Source organism: Variovorax sp. GW822-FHT04E09, assembly GCF_058800845.1.
In genome coordinates, this window is the sequence record NZ_JBXAMR010000003.1 from 190,651 (window position 1) to 213,468 (window position 22,818).

The window sequence follows — 22,818 nt, forward strand, 5'->3', positions numbered from 1 at the left end:
GCCATTCTATCGACCGGGCGGTGTCTCAAACGCCAATTTGTGGCGGCTGGCCGAGGGTTGATCTACCGCTCTCAACGGGATTGGAAATTCAGCGTCATCGCAAGTTGTTGATTTACAAGGACATTCAATGAGGCGGCGAATTAACTCAAATAGCTACAAGATCGAGCTCATCCAGCGCAACGAGAACGCCGCGGGCGGCGGCCTGCGCTGAGCCTTCTCGGGCGGCACGCAACACCATGGCAAGCCCGAAGACAAAGAAGAAAGACGCGCCGCTGACGCGCTACGTCGCCCTGCTGCGCGGCGTGAACGTCAACGGCATCTCGATCAAGAGCGCCGACCTGAAGGCGCTGTTCGTCGACGAACTCGGCTTCGGTGCAGTGCGCACGGTGCTCGCCAGCGGCAACGTGCTGTTCGACACCGACGCGCCCGATGCCGCCGCGCTGCGAACACGCATCGAGCAGGCGCTGCGCCAGTGCTTCGGTTATGAGGCGTGGATCGTCTTGCTCACGCAGCGGCAGGTGGCCGACATGGCGGCGGGCTATCCCTTTGAGCGCATCGACGACACGCACCATCCCTACCTCGTGTTCGGCTCCGACGCCGCGATGCTCGACGAGATCATGGACAAGGCCGGCACGGTCGATGCCAAGGTCGAGCAGCTGGTGCGCGGCGATGGCGTGCTGTACTGGCAATGCCCGCGCGGCGAAAGCCTGGAGACGCCGGTGGCGAAGCTGCTCGCGAAGACCCGCTACAAGTCGAGCACCACCACGCGCAACCTGCGCACGGTGGAAAAACTAATCACGGACTGATCGATCAGCAGCCCAGCCGGTCGGCCAGCGCGACGATGTCGCGCACATGCAGGTTGTTGTCCGGCTGCGGCGACACGTCCTTCGGCTGGTTGCGGCCGAACTCGTGGGGCCGCTCGATGTACGCCGTCTTCAGTCCGCACACGCGTGCAGCCGCCAGGTCGTCGTGGTGCGCCGCGGCGAGCATGACCTGACCCGGCGTGGCGTCGAACACGCCCGCCACACCGAGGTAGGTGCGCGGGTCGGGCTTGTAGGCCTTGAACACTTCGGCAGACAGCACGCAGTCCCACGGCAGGCCGGCGCGCTTGGCCATCTCGGTGAGCAGGCCGATGTTGCCGTTGGAGAGCGTGCAGATGGTGAACTTCTTCTTCAACCGCGTGAGCCCCTCGACCGCATCGGGCCAGGCCGGCAGGCGGTGCCAGGCGCGGCTCAGGTCGCGCTTGGCGGCGCTGTCGAGGTGGTCGGCCAGGCTGAAGTCGTGCAGCACCTGTTCGAGCATGCTCAGGTGCAGCTCGTCGAGCAGCGTGAAGCCGCCCTCGCCGGCCGCGATGCGTTCCATCACGGCCTTCATGGCGGGCTGGTAGCCGGCGCGCCAGGCCAGCGCAAAGGCCGCGCCGTCCACGCCGGGCAGCACACGCTCGACCTCGGCCGCGATGCCGCTGTGCCAGTCGACCACCGTGCCGAACACGTCGAACGCGATGACCTTGAGGTCGCCCGCGTCGAAATCGGCCGACATGCTCAGCGGGGCAACTGGCTCGCGGCGCGCGCCAGTTGCTCGATGCGGGTCCAGTCGCCGTCGCGGATGGTGTCGGTCGGCACGATCCACGAACCGCCCACGCAGGCCACGTTCGACAGCGCGAGGAACTCGGCCGCGTTGCCCGCATGGATGCCGCCCGTGGGGCAGAAGGTGACGTCGCCGAACGGGCCCTGCCAAGCCTTGAGCATCGGCAGGCCGCCGGCCTGCAGCGCGGGGAAGAACTTCAGCTGGGTGTAGCCGTCTTCCTGCGCCGTCATGATCTCGCTGCCGGTGGCCACGCCGGGCAGCAGCGGCAGGCCGAGGTCGTGGCAGGCCTTGCCGACCGCGCGCGTGTAGCCCGGGCTCACGCCGAACTTGGCGCCGGCCAGCGCCGAGGCCTGCGCGTCGGCCGCGCTGCGGATGGTGCCGGCGCCGGCGACGGCCTCGGGCACTTCCTTGGCGATGGCTTCGATGCACTGCAGCGCCTGCGGCGTGCGCAGCGTGACTTCGAGCATGCGGATGCCGCCTGCGACCAGCGCGCGCGCCAGCGGCACGGCGTGCTTCACGTCGTTCAGCACGATGACCGGAATGACGGGTGCGTCGCGCATCACGTCGAGGGGGGTGAGTCTGTCTGTCATCTCATGGCTCCAAAAGTTTCTTGCGGCCCACGTGGGGCCCCGTCACATCCAGGTGCAGGCGCCCTCTTCGGCGGTCAGGGCGTTGCGGCGCATGCCGGCGAACAGTTCGCGGCCCAGGCCGTGCCCGTCCGCGATGCGTTGCGCGTCGGACAGCGTCGCGGTCTCGCGCGCGGCCCATTCGTCTTCGGGCAGCAACACGGCGAGCGTACCTGCTACGGCGTCGAGGCGGATCAGGTCGCCGTCGCGCACCTTGGCCAGCGGGCCACCGGCGGCGGCTTCGGGCGACACGTGGATGGCGGCCGGGATCTTGCCCGAGGCGCCGCTCATGCGGCCGTCGGTGACCAGTGCCACGCGGAAGCCCTTGCCCTGCAGCACCGACAGCGGCGGCGTGAGCTTGTGCAGCTCGGGCATGCCGTTGGCCTGCGGGCCCTGCCAGCGCACCACGCAGACCACGTCGCGCTCCAGCTCGCCGGCCGTGAACGCTTTCTGCAGCGCGGCCTGCGAGTCGAACACACGGGCTGGCGCTTCGATGACGTGGCGGTCGTCGGGCACCGACGACACCTTGATCACGCTGCGCCCCAGGTTGCCGCTGAGCAGCTTGAGGCCACCGGTGGCGCTGAAGGGGCTGGCCACCGGGCGCGTGACGGCTTCCTTCTGCAGCGGCGCAGCGGGCGTCCATTGCAGCGTGTTCTCGCCGACCAGCGACGGGATGTTGGCGAATTCGCGGATGCCGCCGGCGCGCACCGTGAGCACGTCGGCGTGCATGAGGCCGGCTTCGACCAGCTCGCCGATCACGAAGCCCGGGCCGCCGCAGGCCTGGAACTCGTTCACGTCGGCGCTGCCGTTGGGGTACACGCGCGTGAGCAGCGGCACCACGTCGGACAGCTGGGAGAAGTCGTCCCAGTCGATGAGGATGCCCGCGGCGCGCGCCACGGCCACCCAGTGAATCAGGTGGTTGGTGGAGCCGCCCGTGGCCAGCAGCGCGACCATGGCGTTGACGATGCAGCGCTCATCGACCATCTCGCCGATCGGCGGGCAGTTGAAGGCGGTGTCGCTGGCCTTGCCGAGCACCGAGCGCACCGCTTCGCGCGTGAGCGTCTCGCGCATGGCGTCGCCGGGCTGGATGAAGGCCGTGCCGGGCACGTGCAGGCCCATGGCCTCCAGCAGCATCTGGTTGCTGTTGGCGGTGCCGTAGAAGGTGCAGGTGCCGACCGTGTGATAGGCGGCCATCTCGGCCTCGAGCAGGCCCTGGCGGCCCACGAGGCCCTGCGCCGCCTGCTCGCGCACCTTCGACTTGGCGGTGTTCGACAGGCCCGAGGGCATCGGCCCGGCGGGCACGAAGACGGTGGGCAGGTGGCCGAAGTGCAGCGCGCCGATGAGCAGGCCCGGCACGATCTTGTCGCACACGCCGAGCATCAGCGCGCCGTCGAACATGTCGTGCGTGAGCGCGACGGCGGTGCTCATGGCGATCAGGTCGCGGCTGAACAGGCTCAGCTCCATGCCGGGTGTGCCCTGCGTGACGCCGTCGCACATGGCGGGCACGCCGCCGGCGACCTGCGCGGTGGCGCCGTGGCGGCGGGCCTCTTGCTTGATGATGTCCGGGTAGCCCTGGTACGGCGCGTGGGCCGAGAGCATGTCGTTGTAGGCGGTGACGATGCCCAGGTTGGGCGCGCGCTCGGCCACCACCTTGAACTTGTCGTTGGCCGGGATGCCAGCCACGGCGTGCGCCACGTTGGCGCAGCCCATGCGGTCGGAGCCGCGGTCGCGGGCGCGGATCTCGGCCAGGCGCGTGAGGTAGGTGCTGCGCGTGTCGCGGCTGCGCGCGCGGATGCGATCGGTGACGTCGCGGACGGTGGGGTGTGTGCTGCTCATGGGGAAGTTGGCTCTTGCTGCGTGTCGCCGGCGCGACTGTGGGCCTGGAGGCCCATCGTACCAATTCGAGCGCGACGCCCCGATGAAATCCGGCCGCAGAACGATACGAAATTACTCAGGCATGCACCCGGCTGCGTGCAGGCACAAAAAAACCCGGCCATGCCGGGTTTTTTGATGGAGATGCAAAAGGCCGGATCGCTCAGTCGACCAGCCGGACTTCGACGCGGCGCGCCTCGGCGTTGTTGCCCGATCCGGCGGTGACGGCGGGCTTCTGCAGGTCGATCTTCTCGGCCGGCAAGCCCAGGCCCGCCAGCACCTCGCGCACCATCTGGGCACGCTTCTTGGCCAGTTCCTCGTTCACGGCGGCGTCGCCGGTGGTGTCGTGGAAGCCCGAGACCACCGCCTTGCGGCCACCCTCGACGCCCTTGATGACCAGGGCCAGCGCCTCGGCCGCGCCCGGTGCGAGGTCGGCGCTGCCGGTCGCGAAGTAGAAGTTCACCACGCCGCCCACCACGCGGATGCTGGCACCGTCGGGGATCACCACGGTGACGGTCTCGGTGACTTCGGTCACCTGCACCGCGCCGCCCGGTGCCGGCGCCGAAGCCGCGACAGCGGGCTTGGCCTGCGCGGCCGTCGCGCCCAGGCCCTTGTGCCAGAAGGCGACACCGATCACGAACATGATCACGAGCATGATCAATGCCACCAGGAAGCCGAGGGCGAAATTCTGCTGGCTGTCGTCGTTGTTCATGGAAGCGCGATCTCCGTAGGAAAGGGGTCGGTAAATAATGGTGCGGTGAACCATGATCACGAAATTGTAGGCGCCACCCCCGACACCCCCGTGTCAGCCGGCGCGCCGGACCCCGGTCCGCCGGGTCTCGACCCCATGCCCCGTCCGTTGCGCGACCCGCAGCCGATGCTGGAACGCGCGATCGCCGACTGGGGCGGGCGCGACGATCTCTGGCTGTTCGGCTACGGCTCACTGATCTGGCGGCCCGAGTTCGGCTTTGCGGAGCGGCGCGCGGCCTCGGTGCACGGCTGGCACCGCGCGCTCAAGATGTGGAGCCGCGTCAACCGCGGCAGCGTGCAGACGCCGGGCCTGGTGTTCGGCCTGCTCTCGGGCGGCAGCTGCCGGGGCGTCGTGTTCCGCGTGCCGAAGGCCGAGGGCCTGGAGACGCTCAAGCGCCTCTGGCTGCGCGAGATGCCGACCGGCGTGTACGACCCCAAGTGGCTGCAATGCGGCACCGCCGAAGGGCCGGTGCGGGCGCTGGCCTTCACGCTGTCGCGGCGCAGCCCCAACTTCACGGGCGAGCTCAGCGACGAGCGCTACCGCCACATCTTCGCGAATGCCGTGGGCCGCTACGGCAGCTCGCTCGACTACGCGCGCCAGACCCTGCTCGAGCTGCAGCGCCACGCGATCCACGACGCGGCGCTGGCCCGGCTGGTGGCGCTGGCCGCCGAGCCGCCATTTCAGACACCGGCCGATTGCGGGACAGCCCCGGCTCCGGTATACGTTGCGGGGTCTTCGGACACCGCGTCCTCTCAACCCTCCACCCCGTTCATCAACAAGGAAAACCAATGATCCATCGCCGTCTCCTCGCCACTGGCACCGCCCTCCTCGCCACTGCCGTGCTCGCCGCCTGCGGCAGCATGGGCGGCAAGCCGAGCACCACAGTCGAGCTGACGCCGACCGCCGCCGTCACGCCCAACCCCGCGCGCGGCTCGGTGACGCTCACCGCACTCGACCACGGCGTGCGCGTGTCCGGCGAGGTGCGCGGCCTGGCGCCGGGCAGCGAGCACGGTTTCCACATCCATGAAAAGGGCGACTGCGGCAACAACGGCAACGCCTCGGGCGGCCACTTCAACCCGGCCGGCGGCACGCACGGCAAGTTCTCCGCCCCCGGCAGCCATGCCGGCGAACTGCCCAGCCTGGTCGCCGATGCCAGCGGCGTGGCGCGCTTCAGCGTCGAGAACCACGCGATCTCGCTGACCGACGGCGCCGCCAACAACGTGCGCGGCCGCGCGCTCGTGGTGCACCGCGACCGCGACGACTTCACGACGCAGCCCGCCGGCAACTCCGGCCCGCGCGTGCTCTGCGCGGTCGTTGCCCAGAACTAAGCAAAAAGTGTGAGCGATCAGGCGCCCGCGCGCGCCTGCCAGAGCGCCTCGGCCCGCGCCAGGGCCTCGGGCGTGTCGATGTCGGTCACCACGCCGGCATCGTCCACCGCCAGGTCGACGACCGCATCGATGGCACGCATCGCCCGCAGCACGGACGATGCGCCCAGGTTCCCCTCCAGCGCCGCCAGCTGGGCCCTGCAGCCCGCCGCAAAGCCCACCGGGTGCCCGCGCTCGCCCCGGTACTGCGGCTGCACGGCATTCACCCGCCCGCCGAGCGCGGCGGCCACCGCCCGCAGCGTCGCGGGCTGCACCAGCGGCAGGTCGCCCGGCAGGATCAGCCAGCCCGCCGCGTCGGGCGTGGCACGCACCGCGGCGGCGATCGAATCGCCCATGCCGGGGTGCCCCGCGTCTTCCAGGTGCCACGGCAGGCCGCTCGCGCGCACCGCGTCGAGCGTGCGCTCGAGCACGGGCCGGCCCGCGAGCAGCGCCTTCAGCTTGGAGCCCGTGCCGCCGGCCGCGATGAAACGCTCGCCACGGCCCGAGGCCAGCACGATCACGGTCGGGGAGTTCGCCTCTGTCGTCGTCATGGGCCGAGTATGTGCGCAACAATCCCGGCATGACTTCTTCTCCTCTTTCCAAGGACGCGCTGGCCGCGCTGCGCAAGAGCTACGAGCGCGCCGAGCTCGACGAGACCCGCAGCGCCCCCGACCCGCTGCAGCAGTTCGAGCGCTGGCTCACCGAAGCCGTCGACGCGCACATCCCCGAGCCCAACGCGATGACGCTGAGCACCGTGGGCAGCGACCTGCGGCCGTCCAGCCGCATCGTGCTCATCAAGGGCTACGACGCGCGCGGCATCGTCTGGTACACCAACTACGACAGCCGCAAGGGCCGCGAGCTGTCGGGCAACCCGTATGCGTCGCTGCAGTTCCACTGGGTCGAGCTGGAGCGCGTGGTGCGCATCGAGGGCCGCGTGGAACGCGTCAGCGCCGAGGAGAGCGACGCCTACTACGCCAGCCGACCGCTCGATTCACGCATCGGCGCCTGGGCCAGTCCGCAGAGCGAAGTGATCAGCGGGCGCGACGTGCTGGTGAAGAACGCCGCCGTGTACGCCGCCAAGCACCTGCTCTCGCCACCGCGCCCGCCACACTGGGGCGGCTTCCGGCTCGTGCCCGACCGCTGGGAGTTCTGGCAGGGCCGCAAGAGCCGGCTGCACGACCGGCTGCGCTACCGGCTCGAAGGTGCGGACTGGGTGCGGGAGCGCCTGGCCCCCTGACCCTGCCTCAGGCCTCGCAACCAGCTACCTTGAATTCGACGCGCCGGTCCAGCGCGTCGCTCGCATCGTCGGCGCCCGTGCCGACGATGTTCTCGCGAAAGCCCATGCCGGCTTCGCGCAGCTTCTTCGACAGCGGCGGCGCCTCGCCCACCAGTCGCGCCTTGACGCTGGTTGCGCGCTGCAGCGACAGCCGCTCGTTGACCGCCTCCGAGCCCGTGCGGCTCGTGTGGCCCGTGACCACCACGCACGCATCGATCTGCGCCGCCTGCCGCGCGATCTGGCGCAGCCACATCGGGTAGGCCGCGCTGATCTTCGGGTCGGCCAGGAAGTCGGTCGAGCCCGGCTTGAACAGGAACTTGACGCTCAGGTTGTTGCTCTCGAGCCCCAGCCGCGCCAGCGTGCCGAAGGTGCGCTCGGCATCGGCCGTGCGGCCCAGCTGCGATTGCGTGAGGTATAGCCCGCTGTAGATGCGCAGTTGCTGGCCGTCGGCGCGCTTCGACGCGGCCTCGTAGCGGCTCAGGGCCTCGCTCATGCGACCGGCCTCGTAGGCGGCGGTGGCTTCCTGCAGCACCGTGGCGGTCGGCAGGCGCTCCAGGTACAGCGCGTCGGCGGCCTGCCCGGCCGGCGTCTCGGCGGTGCGGATGTAGCCTTCCACGCCGCGGTCCTTGCCGTTCACAGGGCTGTCGCGGAAGAAGGCGGTGGGCCGCGTGTCGAGCGAGGCATCGCTGATGCGCGCCACCGACTGCGCGATCACCATGCCGCTCTTGATCTCGGTCATGGCGAGGTTCAGCCGGTACGGCGCGCCCGAGGCGTCCTTGTCGCGCACCAGCGTGCCGTTGAGCACGTACTGCGCGTTGCCGATCTCGTTGGCGTTGAACGGCGTCACGGTGAACTGCTTGAACTGCGCCTGCATGCGCTGCACGATGCGCTGCTCGGCGACGCGCGTCACCTCGGTCTGCTGGCCGCTGGCGCCTTCGAGCAGCGGGTCGATCACGATGCGCCGCTGCGTCAGCGTGGACTCCACCTTGGCCAGGAAGGCCGGCAGCTTCTGGGTCTGCACCATAAGGTCGTCGACCGCCTGGGTGACGGCCTGGTCGAAGGGCATGGCGCTGCTGGGCGCGGGGCGGTGCGCGCAGGCGGTGGCCAGCAGCGCGGCGGTGCACAGCGCCAGCACGCGCCACAAGGCTCGGGGGATGGCGGTGTTCTTGGTCGTGGTCATCAGCACTGGCTCCTCAAAATGGTCATGTCCTGGTCCGACAGCGGCTCGCCCACGGCAGCGCGCATGTTGATCTCGCTGCAGCGTTTCGAAGGCGCGGGGCGCCGCTCGGCGGGTTCGCGATGCACCTCGGGCGCCGGGGCCGGCGCTGCGGTGGCGGTGATCTGCGGGCGTGGCTTCGGCGCCGGCCGCACCACGGCGGGCTTGGGCTCCGCTTCCCTAACCGGCGGTGCCTCGGCCGGCACGGGAACGGCCAGGCAGGGCGTGCGGCATGGCTTGGCCTCGCCCGCCGCATGCGCGCGTGCGCCGTGCAGCGCGATCACCGTCGCGACCACCGCCGTCACTGCAAGGGCAAGGGGCGAAACACGCGCCGGGTAGATCGTCATCAGCCGGCAAATGTAGGGGCGCGAACGCCGCGCGCCAGCCCACCAAACGGCCACCCCTGCCAAACGGCATAGGGCTACCGCTGTCGCTCAGTCGGGCAAAAGTTCGCGAAAGGCGCGAGAGAAATGGGGGCCGTCAGGGCAACCACTGCACCCAGACCATCACGAGGGTGAGCGTGCCCAGCGCCAGCACGGTCGACACGGCGACGCTGGCCGTGACCAGGTCTTCGGCACTGCGGTAGCGCTGCGAGAACAGGAACACATTGGCGCCGATGGGCAGCGCCGCCGCCACCACCATCACGGTGAGCGGAATGCCGCGCACGCCCAGCAGCCAGCCGATGAGCGCCACCAGCAGCGGGTGCACGAGGTTCTTCACCAGCGCCTGCACCAGCGCGCCGCGCCAGTGGCGCCCGATGGGGGTGAGCGCGAGCGTGATGCCCACCATCACCAGCGCGACCGGCCCGAAGGCCTGGCCCAGCAGCTGGATCGGCTTGTCGATCACCTCGGGCATCACGAGGCCCGTCTGCGCGAACAGCAGGCCTGCGATGATGGGCAGCGGCACCGGATGGATGATGGCGTTGCGCAGTGCGCGCCCCACGGTGCGCGCCATGTAGCGCCGGTCGGCGCCGCTCACCGCCGCGTGCTCGCGAGCCACGGCCAGTTCGAGCACGACGGTGGCGCTGGTCATGAGCACGAGCGAATGCAGCGAGATCAGCGTGAGCAGCACCACCATGCCGGGCTCGCCGTAGGCCAGGCCGATCAGCGCGATGCCGATCATCACGGTGTTGCTGTAGGTGTTGGCCAGCGCGAGCACCGCGCCCGTGCGGTTGAAGCCGCGCCACGCGAGCGTGGCCGCGAACAGCAGGCCCGAGGCGATGAAGTACGCCGCCACGGGCTTCAGGCTCAACTCCTGCACGTGCACCGTGCTCATGGCGCGGAACAGCAGCGCGGGCGCGAGCAGCAGGAAGATGAGATTCGACAGGTCTTTCACCGCATTGCCGCCGATCCACCGGCGCCGTCCGGCGAGGTAGCCGGCGGCAATGAGGAGAACGACGGGCAGCAGGGAAGAAATGACGAACGAATTCACCCGGCGAGGATAGCGCGCGCCCGCCGCGCGCAAGGCCGCAGCCTCAGAACGTGACGCGCAAGCCCACCTTCAACGAACGCCCCGGCAGCGGCGCCTTCGGGAACACCGTGGTCGTCAGGATCGAGGTCGGCGTGTAGGCCAGCGTGTTCCCGATGTTGTCCATGCGCGCGTACCAGGTGAGGTTGGCGCGCTGCACCTTCATGCGGTAGCTGATGGACGCGTTCCACAGCGTGTACGCGTCCGTCTCGCGCGCGCCCACGCTCGGCACCCGGCGCTGCGCCGCGTTGTAGTCGAAGCCGACACGCGCGGTCCACGGCCCGTTGCCGTAGGCCAGCGTGGCGCCCAGGCGCAGCGGCGCGATGCGCGGCAGCGGCTCGCCGGTGTCGAGGTTCTTGGCGCGCACGATGTCGCCGCGCCATTCGAGGTCGAGCGTGCCCGCGTCGGCCATGCGCGCGAAGCCGTCGGTGCCCAGCAGCCGCAGGTTGCCGTTGGCCTCGATGCCGGTGAAGCGCGCGCGCATGCCGCCGTAGCGGTACTCGGCCAGCGTGTCGGCGGCCTCGGGGTCGGTGACGACCTGCCCTTCCTCGTCGAGCGTGCGGCCCGACGCGGTCAGGCCGATGTAGTTGCGAAAGCGCGTGACGTACGCGTTCACGCGGGCCGTGTTCGGGCCCGACTTCCACTGCGCGCCCAGGTCGAAGCCGGTGGACTTTTCCTTGCCCAGGTTCGGGTCGCCCACCTCCCAGGCCGCGGTGGCCACGTGCGGGCCGTTGGCGAGCAGTTCGTAGTCCTTCGGTGCGCGCTCGGTGTAGGCTAGGTTCGAGGTCAGCTGCCACTGCGGCGTGAGGTTGACCAGCGCGCCGAACGCCGCGCTGTGCGGGTTGAAGGTGCGCTCGCCGATGGCGAAACGCGTCACCGACAGGTCGTCGGGGTAGCCCAGCGAGCGCACCGTGACCTTCTCGGTGCGGGCGCCGAAGCTCAGGCGGCCCCACGAGGTGCCGAGCTCTTCGTGCAGGAACAGCGCGTTGGAGCGCGTGCGGCTGTGCGGCGCGAAGGCCTCCGAGCCGTCGGCGGCGAAGCGGTTGGTCTCGCGGCTGAAGCCGACCAAGCCTTCGAGGTTGCCGATCTTTTCGTGCCGCGCCTCGATGCGCAGGTCGTTGCTCAGGTTCGAGAAGGTGGTGCCGGCTTCGCGGCCCTCGAACTCGGTGTGGCGGTAGTCGGTGCGGCTCACCTTGGCGTGGATGCTGCGGATGAAGCCGCCCGGGCGCCACTCGCCTTCCAGCGCGTAGCGGTCGGACTTCATGCCGATGGTCACGTCGTCCTCGGCCACAGTGCCGTAGTTGCTGCGGTAGGTGCTGGCCGAGGCGCCGATCCAGCCCTGGCTGAAGAACAGCGTGCCGCCGACCGCGCCGCCGTGCGCCTCGTTCTGCGAGTTGCAGATGCGGCGCGCGAGCGACAGACGCCCGGGCTTGCTGCACTCGAGGTCGACCGGCACCGCCACGTCTTTCGAGTCGCGGTTGAAGGCGTCGACGTGCAGGGCGAAGCGGTCGTTGCCGCCTTCAAGCAGCACGCCGCCGCTCTTTTCCTTGTTGCCGCTGGCGTAGCCCAGCTCGGCACGGCCGCCGAAGCCGTTGATGGGCTCGGTGGGGATGCGGTTGTCGATCACGTTGACCACGCCGCCCACGGCGCTGCCGCCGTACTGCAGCGCCGAGGGGCCGCGCAGCACCTCGATGCGCTCGGTCACCAGCGCGTCGACGGGCACCGCGTGGTCGTAGCTCAGCGCCGAGGCGTCGGGCGCACCGCCGCCGTTCTGCAGGATGCGGATGCGGTCGCCGTCCTGCCCGCGGATGCTGGGCCGGCTGGCGTTGGGGCCGAAATAGCTGCTGCTCACGCCGGGCAGGTTGTTCAGCGTTTCGCCCAGCGTCGATTCGGAGCGCAGCAGCAGCTGGTCGCCCGACAGCGAAGTGGTCGGCGCGATCAGGTCGCTCGCGCCCAGCGGGTTGCCGGTGACGGTGACCTCGCGCAGGCTGGCGGTGTCAGCGGCCGGGGCGGCGGCGGTGTCGGCGGTCTGGGCCAGGCTCGCCACCGAGGCGAGCGAAAGAACGGCAGCGCCGATGGCGTTGCGACGGAATTGGGGGGTCATGAAGAAGGAACACTCGTTGAATCGGGGAACGACCGGCCGCCCTCACCCGCCCGAAGGGGTGCAGCAACCGGAACACGGGGGATTCAGCGAGTGGACGGCGGGCCGCGCGCGTCGAAGAGCGCGACCCAGCGGGCGATGGCTTCGCCCTGCAGATAAGCAAACGTGGCCGCCGGCAGCAGCATCGGCAGCACCACCAGCGGCACGCCGGGCACACCCGTGCCGTGCGAGAGCTGGTCGTACAGGCGGCAGTCGGCGTCGTCGTGCACGCCGAAGAGGCTGGCCAGCGTGTGGCCGCTGTCGTGCCGGTGCGCGGCCTGTGCCTGTGCCTGCGCCGCCGCTGCAGCGGCGGGCAGGCCCGGCACGTGCAGCGAGCGGTGCATGAGCCCCATCGTGCCGGCAAACCAGAGCGCGAACGCCAGCGCGACGATGAGCGCGCGGGTGGCACGCGTCATGCGGGTTGGGGTCTGGCGCAGGGTGGCGGACACAGGGCGTGAAAGAAGAGACTCAGGCCTTGACGCGCGAGGCGAAGGTCTTCTGGAACTTCTCGACCTTCGGGCCGACCACGAACGCGCAGTAGCCCTGGTTCGGGTGGTTCAGGAAGTAGTCCTGGTGGTAGGCCTCGGCGGTCGAGTAGTTGGCCAGCGGCGCCACTTCGGTCACCACGGGCGAGCTGTAGGTCTTGCTGGCCGCGATCTCGCGGATGACAGCGTCGGCGACCTCTTTCTGGGCGTCGCTCGTGGTGTAGATGCCGCTGCGGTACTGGGTGCCGACGTCGTTGCCCTGGCGGTTGAGCGTGGTGGGGTCGTGCACCACGAAGAAGATCTCGAGCAGCTCGCGCAGGCTGATCTGCGCCGGGTCGAATTCGAGCTTCACGACCTCGGCATGGCCGGTGCGGCCGGTGCAGATCTGCTCGTAGCTCGGGTTCAGGGTCTGGCCGTTGCTGTAGCCCGATTCGACGTCCAGCACGCCCTGCACCCGGTCGAACACCGCCTCGGTGCACCAGAAGCAGCCTCCGCCGAGCACGATGGTTTCGGTGGGCGACGGTGAGGAAGACATGGCGCGGCTCCGGGTGGGTTGGAAAAAGCGGGGACCGGTATTGTCGCGGCTTGACGGGCCGGATGCCGGTCACTACATTACTAACCCGTCAGTCATTAACACCATGGCCTCCCCCCGCTCCCTCGTCGACAAGTTCTGCCCGCTGCCGTCCAAGCGCGAGCGGCGCAAGGAGGCGCGTCCGGGCGAGCTGCTGGCAGCGGCGCTCGACCTGTTCGTCGAAAAGGGCTTTGCCGCCACCCGCTCGGAAGAAGTGGCGGCCCGCGCCGGCGTGTCCAAGGGCACCCTCTTTCTTTACTTTCCGAGCAAGGAAGAGCTGTTCAAGGCCGTGGTGATCGAAAACCTCGGCGGCCGTTTCACAGAGTGGAACGCCGAATTCGAGGCCTTCGAGGGCACGACGGCCGAGATGCTGCGCTACTGCATGAACGTCTGGTGGGAGCGCGTCGGCCTGACCAAGGCCTCGGGCCTGACCAAGCTGATGATGAGCGAAGGCGGCAATTTTCCCGAGCTGGCGGAGTTCTACCGCGAGCAGGTGGTGCGCCCGGGCCACGAGCTGCTGCGGCGCATCCTGCAGCGCGGCATCGACCGCGGCGAGTTCGTGCAAATGGACATCGACCACGCCATCTATTCGGTGGTCGCGCCCATGGTGTTCCTCATGCTCTGGAAGCATTCGGCCATGGTCTGCGTCGACGGCGTGAGCACGCTCGACCCCGAAAAATTCATCGCCACCCAGTGCGAAACCGTGCTTCACGGCCTGTGCGTGCGCCCCGGGAGCCCCGCATGACGCCCGCCGGATGGCCGACTGGCGCGGTGGCGTCATCGGCGCGACCTAAAATTGAAGGTTTGTCCCGTCCAGAGCCTTCAAGGAAAGCCACGCCATGAACCCCACGCCCACCCTCGAGCGCTTGCGCTTCAACATGATCGAACAGCAGATCCGTCCCTGGGATGTGCTGGAGTCGGACATCCTCGAGCTGCTGGCCGAGATTCACCGCGAAGACTACGTGCCCGACGCGCACCGCACGCTGTCCTTCTTCGACATGGAACTGCCGCTGCTCGACGGCTCGGTGCCCGGCGAATTCATGCTGTCGCCCAAGGTCGAGGCCCGCACCCTGCAGGACCTGCACATCCAGAAGCACGAATCGGTGCTCGAGATCGGCACCGGCTCCGGCTTCATGGCCGCCCTGCTCGGCGCCCGCGCCGCCCAGGTGCTGTCGCTCGAGATCAACCCCGTGCTGGCCGCCCGCGCCGCCGAGACGCTGCGCAGCAACGGCGTGACGAACGTCGAAGTGCGCCACGCCGACGGCGCCGTGCCCCTGGCCAGCGGCCCGAGCTTCGACGTGATCGTGCTCAGCGGCTCGGTCGCGCGCATTCCGCAGAACCTGCTCGGTTCGCTCAAGGTCGGCGGCCGCCTGTCGGCCATCGTCGGCGACGAGCCCATGATGCGCGCCCATTTCGTGACCCGCACCAGCGAAAGCAAGTGGGAAACGATCCAGCCCTGGGACACCGTGGCGCCGCGCCTGCTGAACTTCCCCGAGCCCTCGCGCTTCGCCTTCTGATCGAGCGGCCCACCGAATGATCGATCAAGTCCGCCCCGCCGACCTGGCCGCCTGGTTCGCACAGGACGCCGACGCCGCCCCCGTGCTGCTCGACGTGCGCGAGCCCTGGGAGCTGCAGACGGCGAGCGTCGCGCCGCAGGGCTTCACGCTGGTCGCGATCCCGATGAACGAGATCCCCGGCCGGCTGGCCGAACTCGCCGCCGGCGACGGACAGCCCGCGCCCCGCATCGCCTGCCTGTGCCACCACGGCGCCCGCAGCCAGCGCGTGGCCGCTTTTCTGCACCAGAACGGCTTTGACTCGCTCGCCAACGTGGCGGGGGGCATCGACGCCTGGTCCGCGCAGCACGACCCGAGCGTGCCGCGCTACTGATTCTTTCCCTCCCAAGGACGTTCAATGCCTCCCAGGCCCCGGCTTCTGCCTCTTTCCGCAGCCCTCGCAAGCGCCATTGCGAGCCTGCTCGCACTGCCGGCCCAGGGCCAGACACTGAACGAACTCTACGATTCCGCGCGCGGCTTCGACGCCACCTACCAGGGCGCGCGGGCCCAGTACGAGGCCAACCTGGCGCGCGCCGCGCAGGCCAAGGCCGGCATCCTGCCGGCCGTCGGGCTCACCGCGGGCGTGAACCGCAGCAACCTGGACATCGACACCCTGACCGGCACCGGCCGCGGCAGCAGCGCCTCGCGCGACTTCACCACGCAGAACGTCGGCATCAACGCCACGCAGCCGCTGTACCGCCCCGCCAACTGGGCCACCTACGAGCAGGGCAAGCGCCAGGCCGAAGTGGCGCAGGCCGTGCTCACCATCGCCGAGCAAGACCTGATCGTGCGCGTGAGCCAGGCCTACTTCGACGTGCTCGCCAGCCAGGACAGCCTGGCCTTGGTGCGCGCGCAGAAGGTGGCCGTGGCCGAGCAGCTGGCCTCGGCCAAGCGCAACTTCGAGGTCGGCACCTCCACCATCACCGACTCGCGCGAGGCCCAGGCCCGCTACGACCTCGTGATCGCCCAGGAAATCGCGGCCGAGAACGACCTGCAGGTCAAGAAGGTGGTGCTCGACCAGCTGGTCGGCCGCCCGGGCAGCGTGCCCGTGCCGCTGGCCGCGCCGGTCGTGCTGCCGACCGCGCAGCCCGCCGACATCAACGCCTGGGTGGCGCAGGCCGACGAGGTGCATCCGGCGATCCGCCAGGCGCGCCTGGGCCTGGACGTGGCCGGGCTCGAGGTGCAGAAGGCGCAGGCCGGCCACAAGCCCACGCTGGACGCCAACCTGGGCTACAACGTCACGCGCAACCCGACCGGCACCAGCACCAGCACCGTGGGCACGCGCGTCAACGCCGCCACGGTCGGCGTCACCTTCAACCTGCCGCTGTTCGCGGGCTTTGCCACCGAGAACCGCATCAAGGAAACGCTGGCCCTCGAAGACCAGTCGCGCAGCGTGCTCGAGGGCACGCGCCGCAGCGTGGCGCAGGCCACGCGCGCGGCCTACCTCGGGCTGGTGTCGGGCGCCGGCCAGGTGAAGGCGCTCGAAGCGGCCGAATCCTCCAGCCAGAGCGCGCTCGACGCCAACAAGCTGGGCTACCAGGTGGGCGTGCGCATCAACATCGACGTGCTCAACTCGCAGAGCCAGCTGTTCCAGACCAAGCGCGACCTGGCGCAGGCGCGCTACAACGTGCTGCTGGGCAACCTGAAGCTGCGCCAGGCCAACGGCACGCTGACGACCGACGACATGAACGCGATCAACGCGACGCTGGCACGCAACGGCAGCACGCCTGCGGTGCCTGCCGCGACGACGGGTGCGCCTGTGGTGCCCGTGACGCCGCCGGCCATTCCGGTGGTGCCGCCGGTGCCGGTGCAGCCGTTCAACCCGCCCGCGCCGACGATGCCGTCGGCACCGCCGCCGCCGGTGATCCTGAACCCGCCGGTGCGCTGACCCGGCAACGGGTCGCTCAATCCAGCGTGGGTTCGGCCCGCGCCGCTTCGGGCGGCGCGCTGTCGTCGCCGGCCACCGGTGTCGTCACCGGCTCGGCCGCCTGTGCAATCGCCAGCACCGCCGCTGCCGTGCGTTCGGCCGCGCCACGGTTCGACGACGAAAACGCCAATGCGGCCTGCGCCATCACGGCGCGGCGCTCCGGGTTCTCGACCAGCTTGAGCGCCGCCGTCACGGCCTGCTCCATGCCCTCGACGCGCAGCGACGCGCCCGCCGCGAGCGACAGCTGCGCCGCCTCGGCAAAGTTGAAGGTCGAGGGGCCCATGACCACCGGGCAGCCGCAGGCCGCCGGCTCGATGAGGTTCTGCCCGCCCAGCGGCTCGAAGCTGCCGCCGAGCAAGGCCACGTCGGCCAGGCCGTAGTACAGCGCCATCTCGCCCAGCGAATCGCCGAGCCAGATTTCGGCCTCGGCCGGCTGGCCGGCCGCGCTGCGGCGCGCCACCGCGAAGCCCTCGGCCTCGATGAGCGCCGCCACTTCGTCGAAACGCTGCGGATGGCGCGGCACGATCATCCATTGCACGTCGTGCACGCGCTTGGCGATCGAGCGAATCGCACCCTGCTCGGGCGGCACCGGCGAGGTGGCGCCGAAGCGCTTGAGCACCTCGAGCAGCAGGCGTTCTTCGCCGTCGCGCGAGCTGGCCAGCACGACCATCGGACGCGGCAGGTGCTCGCGCAGCGACACGGCCGTGGCCAGTTGCCGCGCGTCGGGCGTGGCGTCGAACTTGAGGTTGCCGTAGATCCCGGCCACCTTGGCGCCCAGCGACACCAGCCGGTGCGCGTCGGCCTCGGTCTGCGCCCAGACGGCGGCGAGCGCCGAGTACGCCGGCCGCGCCAGCCCGCTGAGCCGTTCGGCCGCGGCGCGCGATTTCTCGTTGAGCCGCGCATTGGCCAGCACCAGCGGAATGCGGCGCTCGGCGCAGGCGGCGGCCATCTCGGGCCAGACCTCGGTTTCCATCAGCACGCCGATGCGCGGCTGGAAACGGTCGAGAAAACGGGCGACAGCGCCCGGCGTGTCCCACGGTTGCCAGACCTGCGTGTCGCCCGGCTCGAGCAGCTTGGCGCCCTCCTCGCGGCCCGTGGCGGTGCCGTGCGTGAGCAGGATCGGAATGCCCGGGTACTGGCGCCGCAGCTCGGCGATCAGGATAGCGGCGGCGCGCGTCTCGCCCAGCGAGACGGCGTGCACCCAGCACTGGGCAAAGCCGGTGGTGGCGTCGTCGTAGTGGCCGAAGCGCTCCTCGACGGCCACGGCATAGCCGGGCTCGGCGACGGCGCGGCGGCGCAGCTTGCGGCGGACCAGCGGTTGGACGGCGGTGGTGAAGACGCCGTAGAGGCGAAGCAGCAGGGAACGCACAGGTTCTTCAGTGGGCAGCAGCGGCCAGCGTGGCGTCGGGCTTGACCGTTCGCAGCACCGCAAGCATCTCGGTCTCGATGCGTTGGAGCGCCGCCTCGGTCTGGCCTTCGAAGCGCAGCACCAGCACGGGGGTGGTATTGGAAGCGCGGATCAGCCCGAATCCATCGGGCCAGTCCACGCGCAGGCCGTCGATGGTCGAGACCTGGGCGGGCGCGTCGAAGCGCGCGTTCTGCACGAGCTGGGCGACCAGCGCGTGCGGCTCGCCTTCGGCGCAGGCGACGTTCAGTTCGGGGGTCGAGAAGCTGGTGGGCAGCGCATTGAGCACGGCGTTCGCGTCCGGGTGCTTGCTCAGGATCTCGAGCAGGCGGCAGCCGGCGTAGGTGCCGTCGTCGAAGCCGTACCAGCGCTCCTTGAAGAAGATGTGGCCGCTCATCTCGCCGCCCAGCGGCGAATCGATTTCCTTCATCTTCGCCTTGATGAGCGAGTGGCCGGTCTTGTAGATCATCGGCGTGCCGCCCGCGGCCTCGATGGCCGGCGCCAGGCGCTGCGAGCATTTCACGTCGTAGACGATGGTGCCGCCAGGCACGCGCGAGAGCACGTCCTGCGCGAAGAGCTGCATCTGGCGGTCGGGGAAGATGTTCTGGCCGTCCTTCGTGACGATGCCCAGCCGGTCGCCGTCGCCGTCGAAAGCCAGGCCCAGCTCGGCCTGGCCCTTGGCCAGTTCGGCCATCAGGTCCCGGAGGTTGTCGGGCTTGCTCGGATCGGGGTGGTGGTTGGGGAAGTTGCCGTCGACCTCGCTGAACAGCTCGACCACGTCGCAGCCGATGGCGCGGAAGATGGCCGGTGCGGTCGCGCCCGCAATGCCGTTGCCCGAATCGACCACGATCTTCATGGGGCGTGCGAGCTTGATGTCGCCCACGATGCGCTGCACGTAGGCGTCGGTCACGTCGACCTTGCGTACGCTACCGCCGGGCGCGAGCTTCGCGCTGCCGTCTTCCATGGTCTTGCGCAGGCCCTGGATCTCGTCGCCGTAGATCGCGCGGCCTGCCAGCACCATCTTGAAGCCGTTGTAGTCCTTCGGGTTGTGGCTGCCCGTGACCTGGATGCCGCTGGTGCACAGCGTGTGGGCCGCGAAATACAGCATCGGGGTCGTGACCGCGCCGATGTCGATCACCTCGACGCCGGTGGCGACCAGGCCGTCGATCAGCGCGTCCACCAGCGCCGGGCCCGACAGGCGGCCGTCGCGGCCCACGGCCACCGCGGTCTCGCCGGCCGCGCGCGCTGCACTGCCGAAGGCACGGCCCAGCGCCTCGGCCACTTCGACATCGAGACTGAGGGGCACGACGCCGCGGATGTCATAGGCCTTGAAGATCGATGCGCTGAGCTGCATGAAGGGCGGGGTCACTGTTGGTTCGGAGTCGGGCATTGTAGGCAACGCGTTGTAGACATCGATGTCCGAAAACGGCCAGTTGAAACGAGTCGAAACCGTATCATTTCCCCATGTCTACCGCCCACGCCCCCTCCGAAGTGCTCGAGAGCGACGCCTGCTACCTGGCGATGAAGACGCACGACGCGCGCTTCGACGGCTCGTTCTTCACGGCCGTGACCTCCACCGGCATCTACTGCCGGCCGGTGTGCCGCGTGAAGCTGCCGCGGCGCGAGAACTGCCGTTTCTTCCGCCACGCGGCCCAGGCCGAGGCCGCAGGCTTTCGCCCCTGCCTGCGCTGCCGGCCCGAGCTGGCACCGCGCGCGGCCAGCTGGTCGACCGAAGATGCCTCGCGCATCCTGGCATTGCAGGCGGCGCGCCTGATCGACGAGCCCGATGCCTGGTCCGAGGAAGGCCCCGGCGCGGCGCAGATCGCAGCCCGCCTGGGCGTGAGCGACCGCCACCTGCGGCGCATCTTCGAGGCGCAGTTCGGCGTGTCGCCGCTGCAGTACCTGCAGACGCGCCGCCTGCTGGCGGCCAAGCAGCTCATCGCCGACACGCGCCTGCCGATGACGCAGGTGGCGCTGGCCAGCGGCTTCGCGAGCGTGCGGCGCTTCAATGCGGCCTTCGTGGAGCACTACGGGCTCAACCCGAGCGCGCTGCGCCGCGCGGGCGGCACCGAGGGCGGCGAAGGCAAGGCCATCGAGGTGCGGCTGGGCTTTCGCCCGCCCTACGACGCCAACGCCATGCTCGGCTTCTTCGCACGGCGCGCGCTGCGCGGCGTCGAGACCGTGCACACCGCCGACGGCAAGGAGCCCGCCAAGGGCATCACGCCGACCTATGTGCGTCTGGCGCGCACCCTGCGCGTGCAACAAGGCGGACAGACGCACGCCGGCTGGCTGCAGCTGCGCTTCGACCTTGAGCGCGAGCAGGTGCTGCTGGCCGTGAGCGATTCGCTGGCCGCGGTGCTGCCGATCGTCATCAGCCGCGCACGCGCCCTGTTCGACCTCGATGCCGAGCCGATGGCCATCAACGCCGCGCTGCATGCCGCCTTTCCGCACGGCGACGGGCTGCGCGTGCCGGGCACGGTCGACGGCTTCGAGCTCGCGGTGCGCGCGGTGCTGGGCCAGCAGATCACCGTGGCCGCGGCGCGCACGCTGGGCTCGCGGCTGGTCGAGGCCTTCGGCGACGCGATCGACACGCCCATCGACGGCCTGAGCCGCCTCTTTCCCACGCCCGCCGCGCTGGCGGCGGCCAGCGGCGATGCGCTCGGGCAACTGGGCATCGTGCGCCAGCGGCAGGCCGCGCTGCAGGCCATCGCGCGCGAAGTGGCCTCGGGCCGGCTGGCGCTGCATGCGGGCGCCGACGTGCCCTCCACCCTCGCGGCGCTGCAGGAACTGCCCGGCATCGGCGCCTGGACCGCGCAGTACATCGCGATGCGCGCGCTGCGCTGGCCCGACGCCTTTCCCGCCGGCGACGTGGCCCTGCAGAAGGCGCTGGGCGTGACCACCGCGCGCGCCGCGGGCGAAGCCTCGCAGGCCTGGCGCCCCTGGCGCAGCTACGCGGTGCTGCGGGCCTGGCACACGCCGCCCGCGCCCTCCGAACCGGCATCGGCCGTAGCGCCGACCGCCACTTCTTCCGACCTCGCAACGGCAGGCCCCGTGCCTGAAAGACCATGAAATTCAAGCGCACCGTCATCTACACCTCGCACACCGACACGCCGCTGGGCGGCGTCACGATGGCCGCCACCGGCCAGGGCCTGGCCGGCGTCTGGTTCGACCACCAGCGCCACTGGCCCGACACCACGGGCTGGCAGACCAAGGACGACCACCCCGCGCTGGTCGAGGCCGCCGCGCAGCTGCGCGACTACTTCGCGGGCCGCCGCAGCCACTTCGACATGCAGCTCGACCTGTCGCACGGCACCGCCTTCCAGCAGGGCGTGTGGCAGGCGCTGCTCGCCATCCCGGCCGGCGAGACCACGACCTACGGCGCGCTGAGCCAGCGCGTGGGCAACCCGGCCGCGGTGCGCGCGGTGGGCGCGGCGGTCGGGCGCAACCCGATCAGCGTGATCGTGCCCTGCCACCGCGTGCTGGGTGCAGACGGCTCGCTGACCGGTTACGCTGGCGGGCTCGAGCGCAAGACCGCCTTGCTCGAACTCGAGACCGGCAAGTAAGACAGAAGAAAACACCGCCGATGGCGTAACGCGCCATTCCCCAAAGAGACGCATGACCACAACGAACAACAACACCACCGTCGCTCCCTCGCCTTCGCCCGCTCCCGCCGCGCTCGCACCGAAGGCGTGGCTCGTCGATCTCGTGCTGCTGGGCGCGCTGTGGGGCGCCTCTTTCCTGTTCATGCGCATCGGCGCGGCGGAGTTCGGCGCGCTGCCGACGGCCGCCGTGCGCGTGGTCATCGCGGCGCTGTTCCTGCTGCCGATCGCGCTGCTGCGCGGCCAGGGGCCGTCGATCGCGAAGCACTGGAAGGCCAGCCTCACGGTCGGCATCTTCAACTCGGGCATGCCCTTCGCGCTGTTCTGCTTCGCGCTGCTAACCATCAACACCGGCCTGGCGGCGGTGCTCAACGCCACCACGCCGATGTTCGGCGCGCTGGTGGCCTGGGCCTGGTTCCGCGAGCGGCCGAACGGCTCGCGCCTCGTCGGGCTGGTGATCGGTTTTGCGGGCGTCGCGATGCTCGCCAGCCGCAGCGCCGGCCTGCATGCCGGCGCCAGCAACCACGCCGCGCTGTGGGCCGTGCTGGCCTGCCTGGCGGCGTGCCTCTGCTACGGCATCTCGGCCAGCGCCACGCGGCGCCACCTGTCCGGCGTGCCCGCGCTGACCACGGCCACCGGCAGCCAGATCGGCGCCAGCCTGTTCCTCGCGCTGCCCGCGATCTGGCTCTGGCCCGCGCAGATGCCCAGCCTGCGCGCGTGGCTGGCGCTGCTGGCGCTGGGCATCGCCTGCACGGGCGTGGCCTACATCCTGTTCTTCCGGCTGATCGAACGCGCCGGCCCGGCCCGCGCCCTCACCGTGACCTTCCTCGTGCCGGTGTTCGCGCTGTTCTACGGCGCCGTGTTCCTGGGCGAGCAGATCACGCAGTGGATGTTGATCTGCGCCTTCGTGATCGTGTGCGGCGTGGCGCTGTCGACCGGCATCGTCAAGCTGCCGTCGCTGCGCAAGGCCGCGGGCTGA

General features: G+C 70.2%; 24 protein-coding genes. 11 read left to right on the plus strand and 13 right to left on the minus strand.

Annotated features, from left to right (window positions below; genetic code table 11):
• The first annotated feature begins 236 nt into the window (after positions 1 to 236).
• Positions 237 to 806: a DUF1697 domain-containing protein gene (locus AC1RL8_RS13190; protein ID WP_492684470.1), complete on the plus strand. Its 570-nt coding sequence runs from the start codon at positions 237 to 239 to the stop codon at positions 804 to 806.
• A 4-nt stretch (positions 807 to 810) separates the two neighbouring features.
• On the opposite strand, the gene AC1RL8_RS13195 is transcribed toward AC1RL8_RS13190, so the two are convergent.
• The 4 genes from AC1RL8_RS13195 to AC1RL8_RS13210 all read right to left on the minus strand — a co-directional run bounded on the left by AC1RL8_RS13195 (position 811) and on the right by AC1RL8_RS13210 (position 4,797).
• The gene (locus AC1RL8_RS13195) at positions 811 to 1,539 is read right to left on the minus strand and encodes a haloacid dehalogenase type II (RefSeq protein ID WP_062480144.1); all 729 of its coding nucleotides are present in this window, start codon (positions 1,537 to 1,539) and stop codon (positions 811 to 813) included.
• Between the two features lie 2 nt (positions 1,540 to 1,541).
• Positions 1,542 to 2,177: a bifunctional 4-hydroxy-2-oxoglutarate aldolase/2-dehydro-3-deoxy-phosphogluconate aldolase gene (gene eda / locus AC1RL8_RS13200; RefSeq protein ID WP_492684471.1), complete on the minus strand. Its 636-nt coding sequence runs from the start codon at positions 2,175 to 2,177 to the stop codon at positions 1,542 to 1,544.
• A 42-nt stretch (positions 2,178 to 2,219) separates the two neighbouring features.
• Positions 2,220 to 4,049, minus strand: coding sequence for a phosphogluconate dehydratase (gene edd, locus AC1RL8_RS13205; protein ID WP_492684472.1), 1,830 nt, complete (start codon positions 4,047 to 4,049; stop codon positions 2,220 to 2,222).
• A 199-nt stretch (positions 4,050 to 4,248) separates the two neighbouring features.
• Entirely contained in the window at positions 4,249 to 4,797 is a 549-nt protein-coding gene (locus AC1RL8_RS13210; RefSeq protein ID WP_492684473.1) for an OmpA family protein, read from the minus strand.
• A gap of 135 nt (positions 4,798 to 4,932) precedes the next feature.
• Here AC1RL8_RS13210 and AC1RL8_RS13215 point away from each other — a divergent pair, with 135 nt between their 5' ends.
• Both AC1RL8_RS13215 and AC1RL8_RS13220 read left to right on the plus strand, forming a co-directional pair.
• Positions 4,933 to 5,628, plus strand: coding sequence for a gamma-glutamylcyclotransferase (locus tag AC1RL8_RS13215; RefSeq protein WP_062480152.1), 696 nt, complete (start codon positions 4,933 to 4,935; stop codon positions 5,626 to 5,628).
• The gene (locus tag AC1RL8_RS13220; protein WP_095949020.1) at positions 5,625 to 6,164 is read left to right on the plus strand and encodes a superoxide dismutase family protein; all 540 of its coding nucleotides are present in this window, start codon (positions 5,625 to 5,627) and stop codon (positions 6,162 to 6,164) included. The genes AC1RL8_RS13215 and AC1RL8_RS13220 overlap by 4 nt, the downstream gene beginning before the upstream one ends.
• A 17-nt stretch (positions 6,165 to 6,181) precedes the next feature.
• On the opposite strand, the gene AC1RL8_RS13225 is transcribed toward AC1RL8_RS13220, so the two are convergent.
• The gene (locus AC1RL8_RS13225) at positions 6,182 to 6,751 is read right to left on the minus strand and encodes a nucleotidyltransferase family protein (protein ID WP_492684474.1); all 570 of its coding nucleotides are present in this window, start codon (positions 6,749 to 6,751) and stop codon (positions 6,182 to 6,184) included.
• A gap of 29 nt (positions 6,752 to 6,780) precedes the next feature.
• On the opposite strand from AC1RL8_RS13225, the gene pdxH reads away from it, so the two are divergent.
• Entirely contained in the window at positions 6,781 to 7,437 is a 657-nt protein-coding gene (gene pdxH, locus AC1RL8_RS13230; RefSeq protein WP_492684475.1) for a pyridoxamine 5'-phosphate oxidase, read from the plus strand.
• A 7-nt stretch (positions 7,438 to 7,444) separates the two neighbouring features.
• Here the strand turns inward: pdxH and AC1RL8_RS13235 are convergent, their stop codons facing one another.
• From AC1RL8_RS13235 to msrA, 6 genes are all read right to left on the minus strand, one after another.
• The gene (locus AC1RL8_RS13235; protein ID WP_492684476.1) at positions 7,445 to 8,656 is read right to left on the minus strand and encodes an OmpA family protein; all 1,212 of its coding nucleotides are present in this window, start codon (positions 8,654 to 8,656) and stop codon (positions 7,445 to 7,447) included.
• Positions 8,656 to 9,039 (minus strand): hypothetical protein, encoded by a 384-nt coding sequence (locus AC1RL8_RS13240; RefSeq protein ID WP_492684477.1) that lies wholly within the window; start codon positions 9,037 to 9,039, stop codon positions 8,656 to 8,658. The genes AC1RL8_RS13235 and AC1RL8_RS13240 overlap by 1 nt, the downstream gene beginning before the upstream one ends.
• Before the next feature lie 133 nt (positions 9,040 to 9,172).
• Positions 9,173 to 10,123 (minus strand): AEC family transporter, encoded by a 951-nt coding sequence (locus tag AC1RL8_RS13245; RefSeq protein WP_492684478.1) that lies wholly within the window; start codon positions 10,121 to 10,123, stop codon positions 9,173 to 9,175.
• 43 nt (positions 10,124 to 10,166) lie between these two features.
• The gene (locus tag AC1RL8_RS13250; RefSeq protein WP_492684479.1) at positions 10,167 to 12,263 is read right to left on the minus strand and encodes a TonB-dependent receptor; all 2,097 of its coding nucleotides are present in this window, start codon (positions 12,261 to 12,263) and stop codon (positions 10,167 to 10,169) included.
• An 83-nt stretch (positions 12,264 to 12,346) separates the two neighbouring features.
• Entirely contained in the window at positions 12,347 to 12,715 is a 369-nt protein-coding gene (locus AC1RL8_RS13255; protein ID WP_492684480.1) for a hypothetical protein, read from the minus strand.
• A 52-nt stretch (positions 12,716 to 12,767) separates the two neighbouring features.
• On the minus strand, positions 12,768 to 13,319 hold the full coding sequence (msrA, locus tag AC1RL8_RS13260; RefSeq protein WP_492684481.1) for a peptide-methionine (S)-S-oxide reductase MsrA: 552 nt from the start codon (positions 13,317 to 13,319) through the stop codon (positions 12,768 to 12,770).
• A 103-nt stretch (positions 13,320 to 13,422) separates the two neighbouring features.
• On the opposite strand from msrA, the gene AC1RL8_RS13265 reads away from it, so the two are divergent.
• The 4 genes from AC1RL8_RS13265 to AC1RL8_RS13280 all read left to right on the plus strand — a co-directional run bounded on the left by AC1RL8_RS13265 (position 13,423) and on the right by AC1RL8_RS13280 (position 16,796).
• Entirely contained in the window at positions 13,423 to 14,100 is a 678-nt protein-coding gene (locus tag AC1RL8_RS13265; RefSeq protein WP_487848212.1) for a TetR/AcrR family transcriptional regulator, read from the plus strand.
• A 94-nt stretch (positions 14,101 to 14,194) separates the two neighbouring features.
• Complete coding sequence (locus AC1RL8_RS13270) at positions 14,195 to 14,872, plus strand: protein-L-isoaspartate O-methyltransferase family protein (RefSeq protein WP_062469799.1); 678 nt, start codon at positions 14,195 to 14,197, stop codon at positions 14,870 to 14,872.
• A 16-nt stretch (positions 14,873 to 14,888) separates the two neighbouring features.
• Positions 14,889 to 15,242, plus strand: a complete 354-nt coding sequence (locus AC1RL8_RS13275; protein ID WP_070062458.1) for a rhodanese-like domain-containing protein — start codon at positions 14,889 to 14,891, stop codon at positions 15,240 to 15,242.
• Between the two features lie 24 nt (positions 15,243 to 15,266).
• Complete coding sequence (locus AC1RL8_RS13280; RefSeq protein ID WP_062469804.1) at positions 15,267 to 16,796, plus strand: TolC family outer membrane protein; 1,530 nt, start codon at positions 15,267 to 15,269, stop codon at positions 16,794 to 16,796.
• A gap of 16 nt (positions 16,797 to 16,812) precedes the next feature.
• On the opposite strand, the gene AC1RL8_RS13285 is transcribed toward AC1RL8_RS13280, so the two are convergent.
• Positions 16,813 to 18,204: a 3-deoxy-D-manno-octulosonic acid transferase gene (locus tag AC1RL8_RS13285; protein ID WP_492684482.1), complete on the minus strand. Its 1,392-nt coding sequence runs from the start codon at positions 18,202 to 18,204 to the stop codon at positions 16,813 to 16,815.
• Positions 18,205 to 18,211: 7 nt separating this feature from the next.
• Positions 18,212 to 19,594, minus strand: a complete 1,383-nt coding sequence (locus AC1RL8_RS13290) for a phosphomannomutase/phosphoglucomutase (RefSeq protein ID WP_492684483.1) — start codon at positions 19,592 to 19,594, stop codon at positions 18,212 to 18,214.
• 110 nt (positions 19,595 to 19,704) lie between these two features.
• Between AC1RL8_RS13290 and AC1RL8_RS13295 the strand changes: the two genes are divergently transcribed.
• From AC1RL8_RS13295 to AC1RL8_RS13305, 3 genes are read left to right on the plus strand one after another with little or no spacing between them, the layout of a single operon-like run.
• Complete coding sequence (locus AC1RL8_RS13295; RefSeq protein ID WP_492684484.1) at positions 19,705 to 21,309, plus strand: DNA-3-methyladenine glycosylase 2 family protein; 1,605 nt, start codon at positions 19,705 to 19,707, stop codon at positions 21,307 to 21,309.
• Positions 21,306 to 21,803: a methylated-DNA--[protein]-cysteine S-methyltransferase gene (locus tag AC1RL8_RS13300; RefSeq protein ID WP_492684485.1), complete on the plus strand. Its 498-nt coding sequence runs from the start codon at positions 21,306 to 21,308 to the stop codon at positions 21,801 to 21,803. Before AC1RL8_RS13295 ends, AC1RL8_RS13300 begins: the two co-directional genes overlap by 4 nt.
• 52 nt (positions 21,804 to 21,855) lie before the next feature.
• Complete coding sequence (locus AC1RL8_RS13305) at positions 21,856 to 22,818, plus strand: DMT family transporter (protein ID WP_159270831.1); 963 nt, start codon at positions 21,856 to 21,858, stop codon at positions 22,816 to 22,818.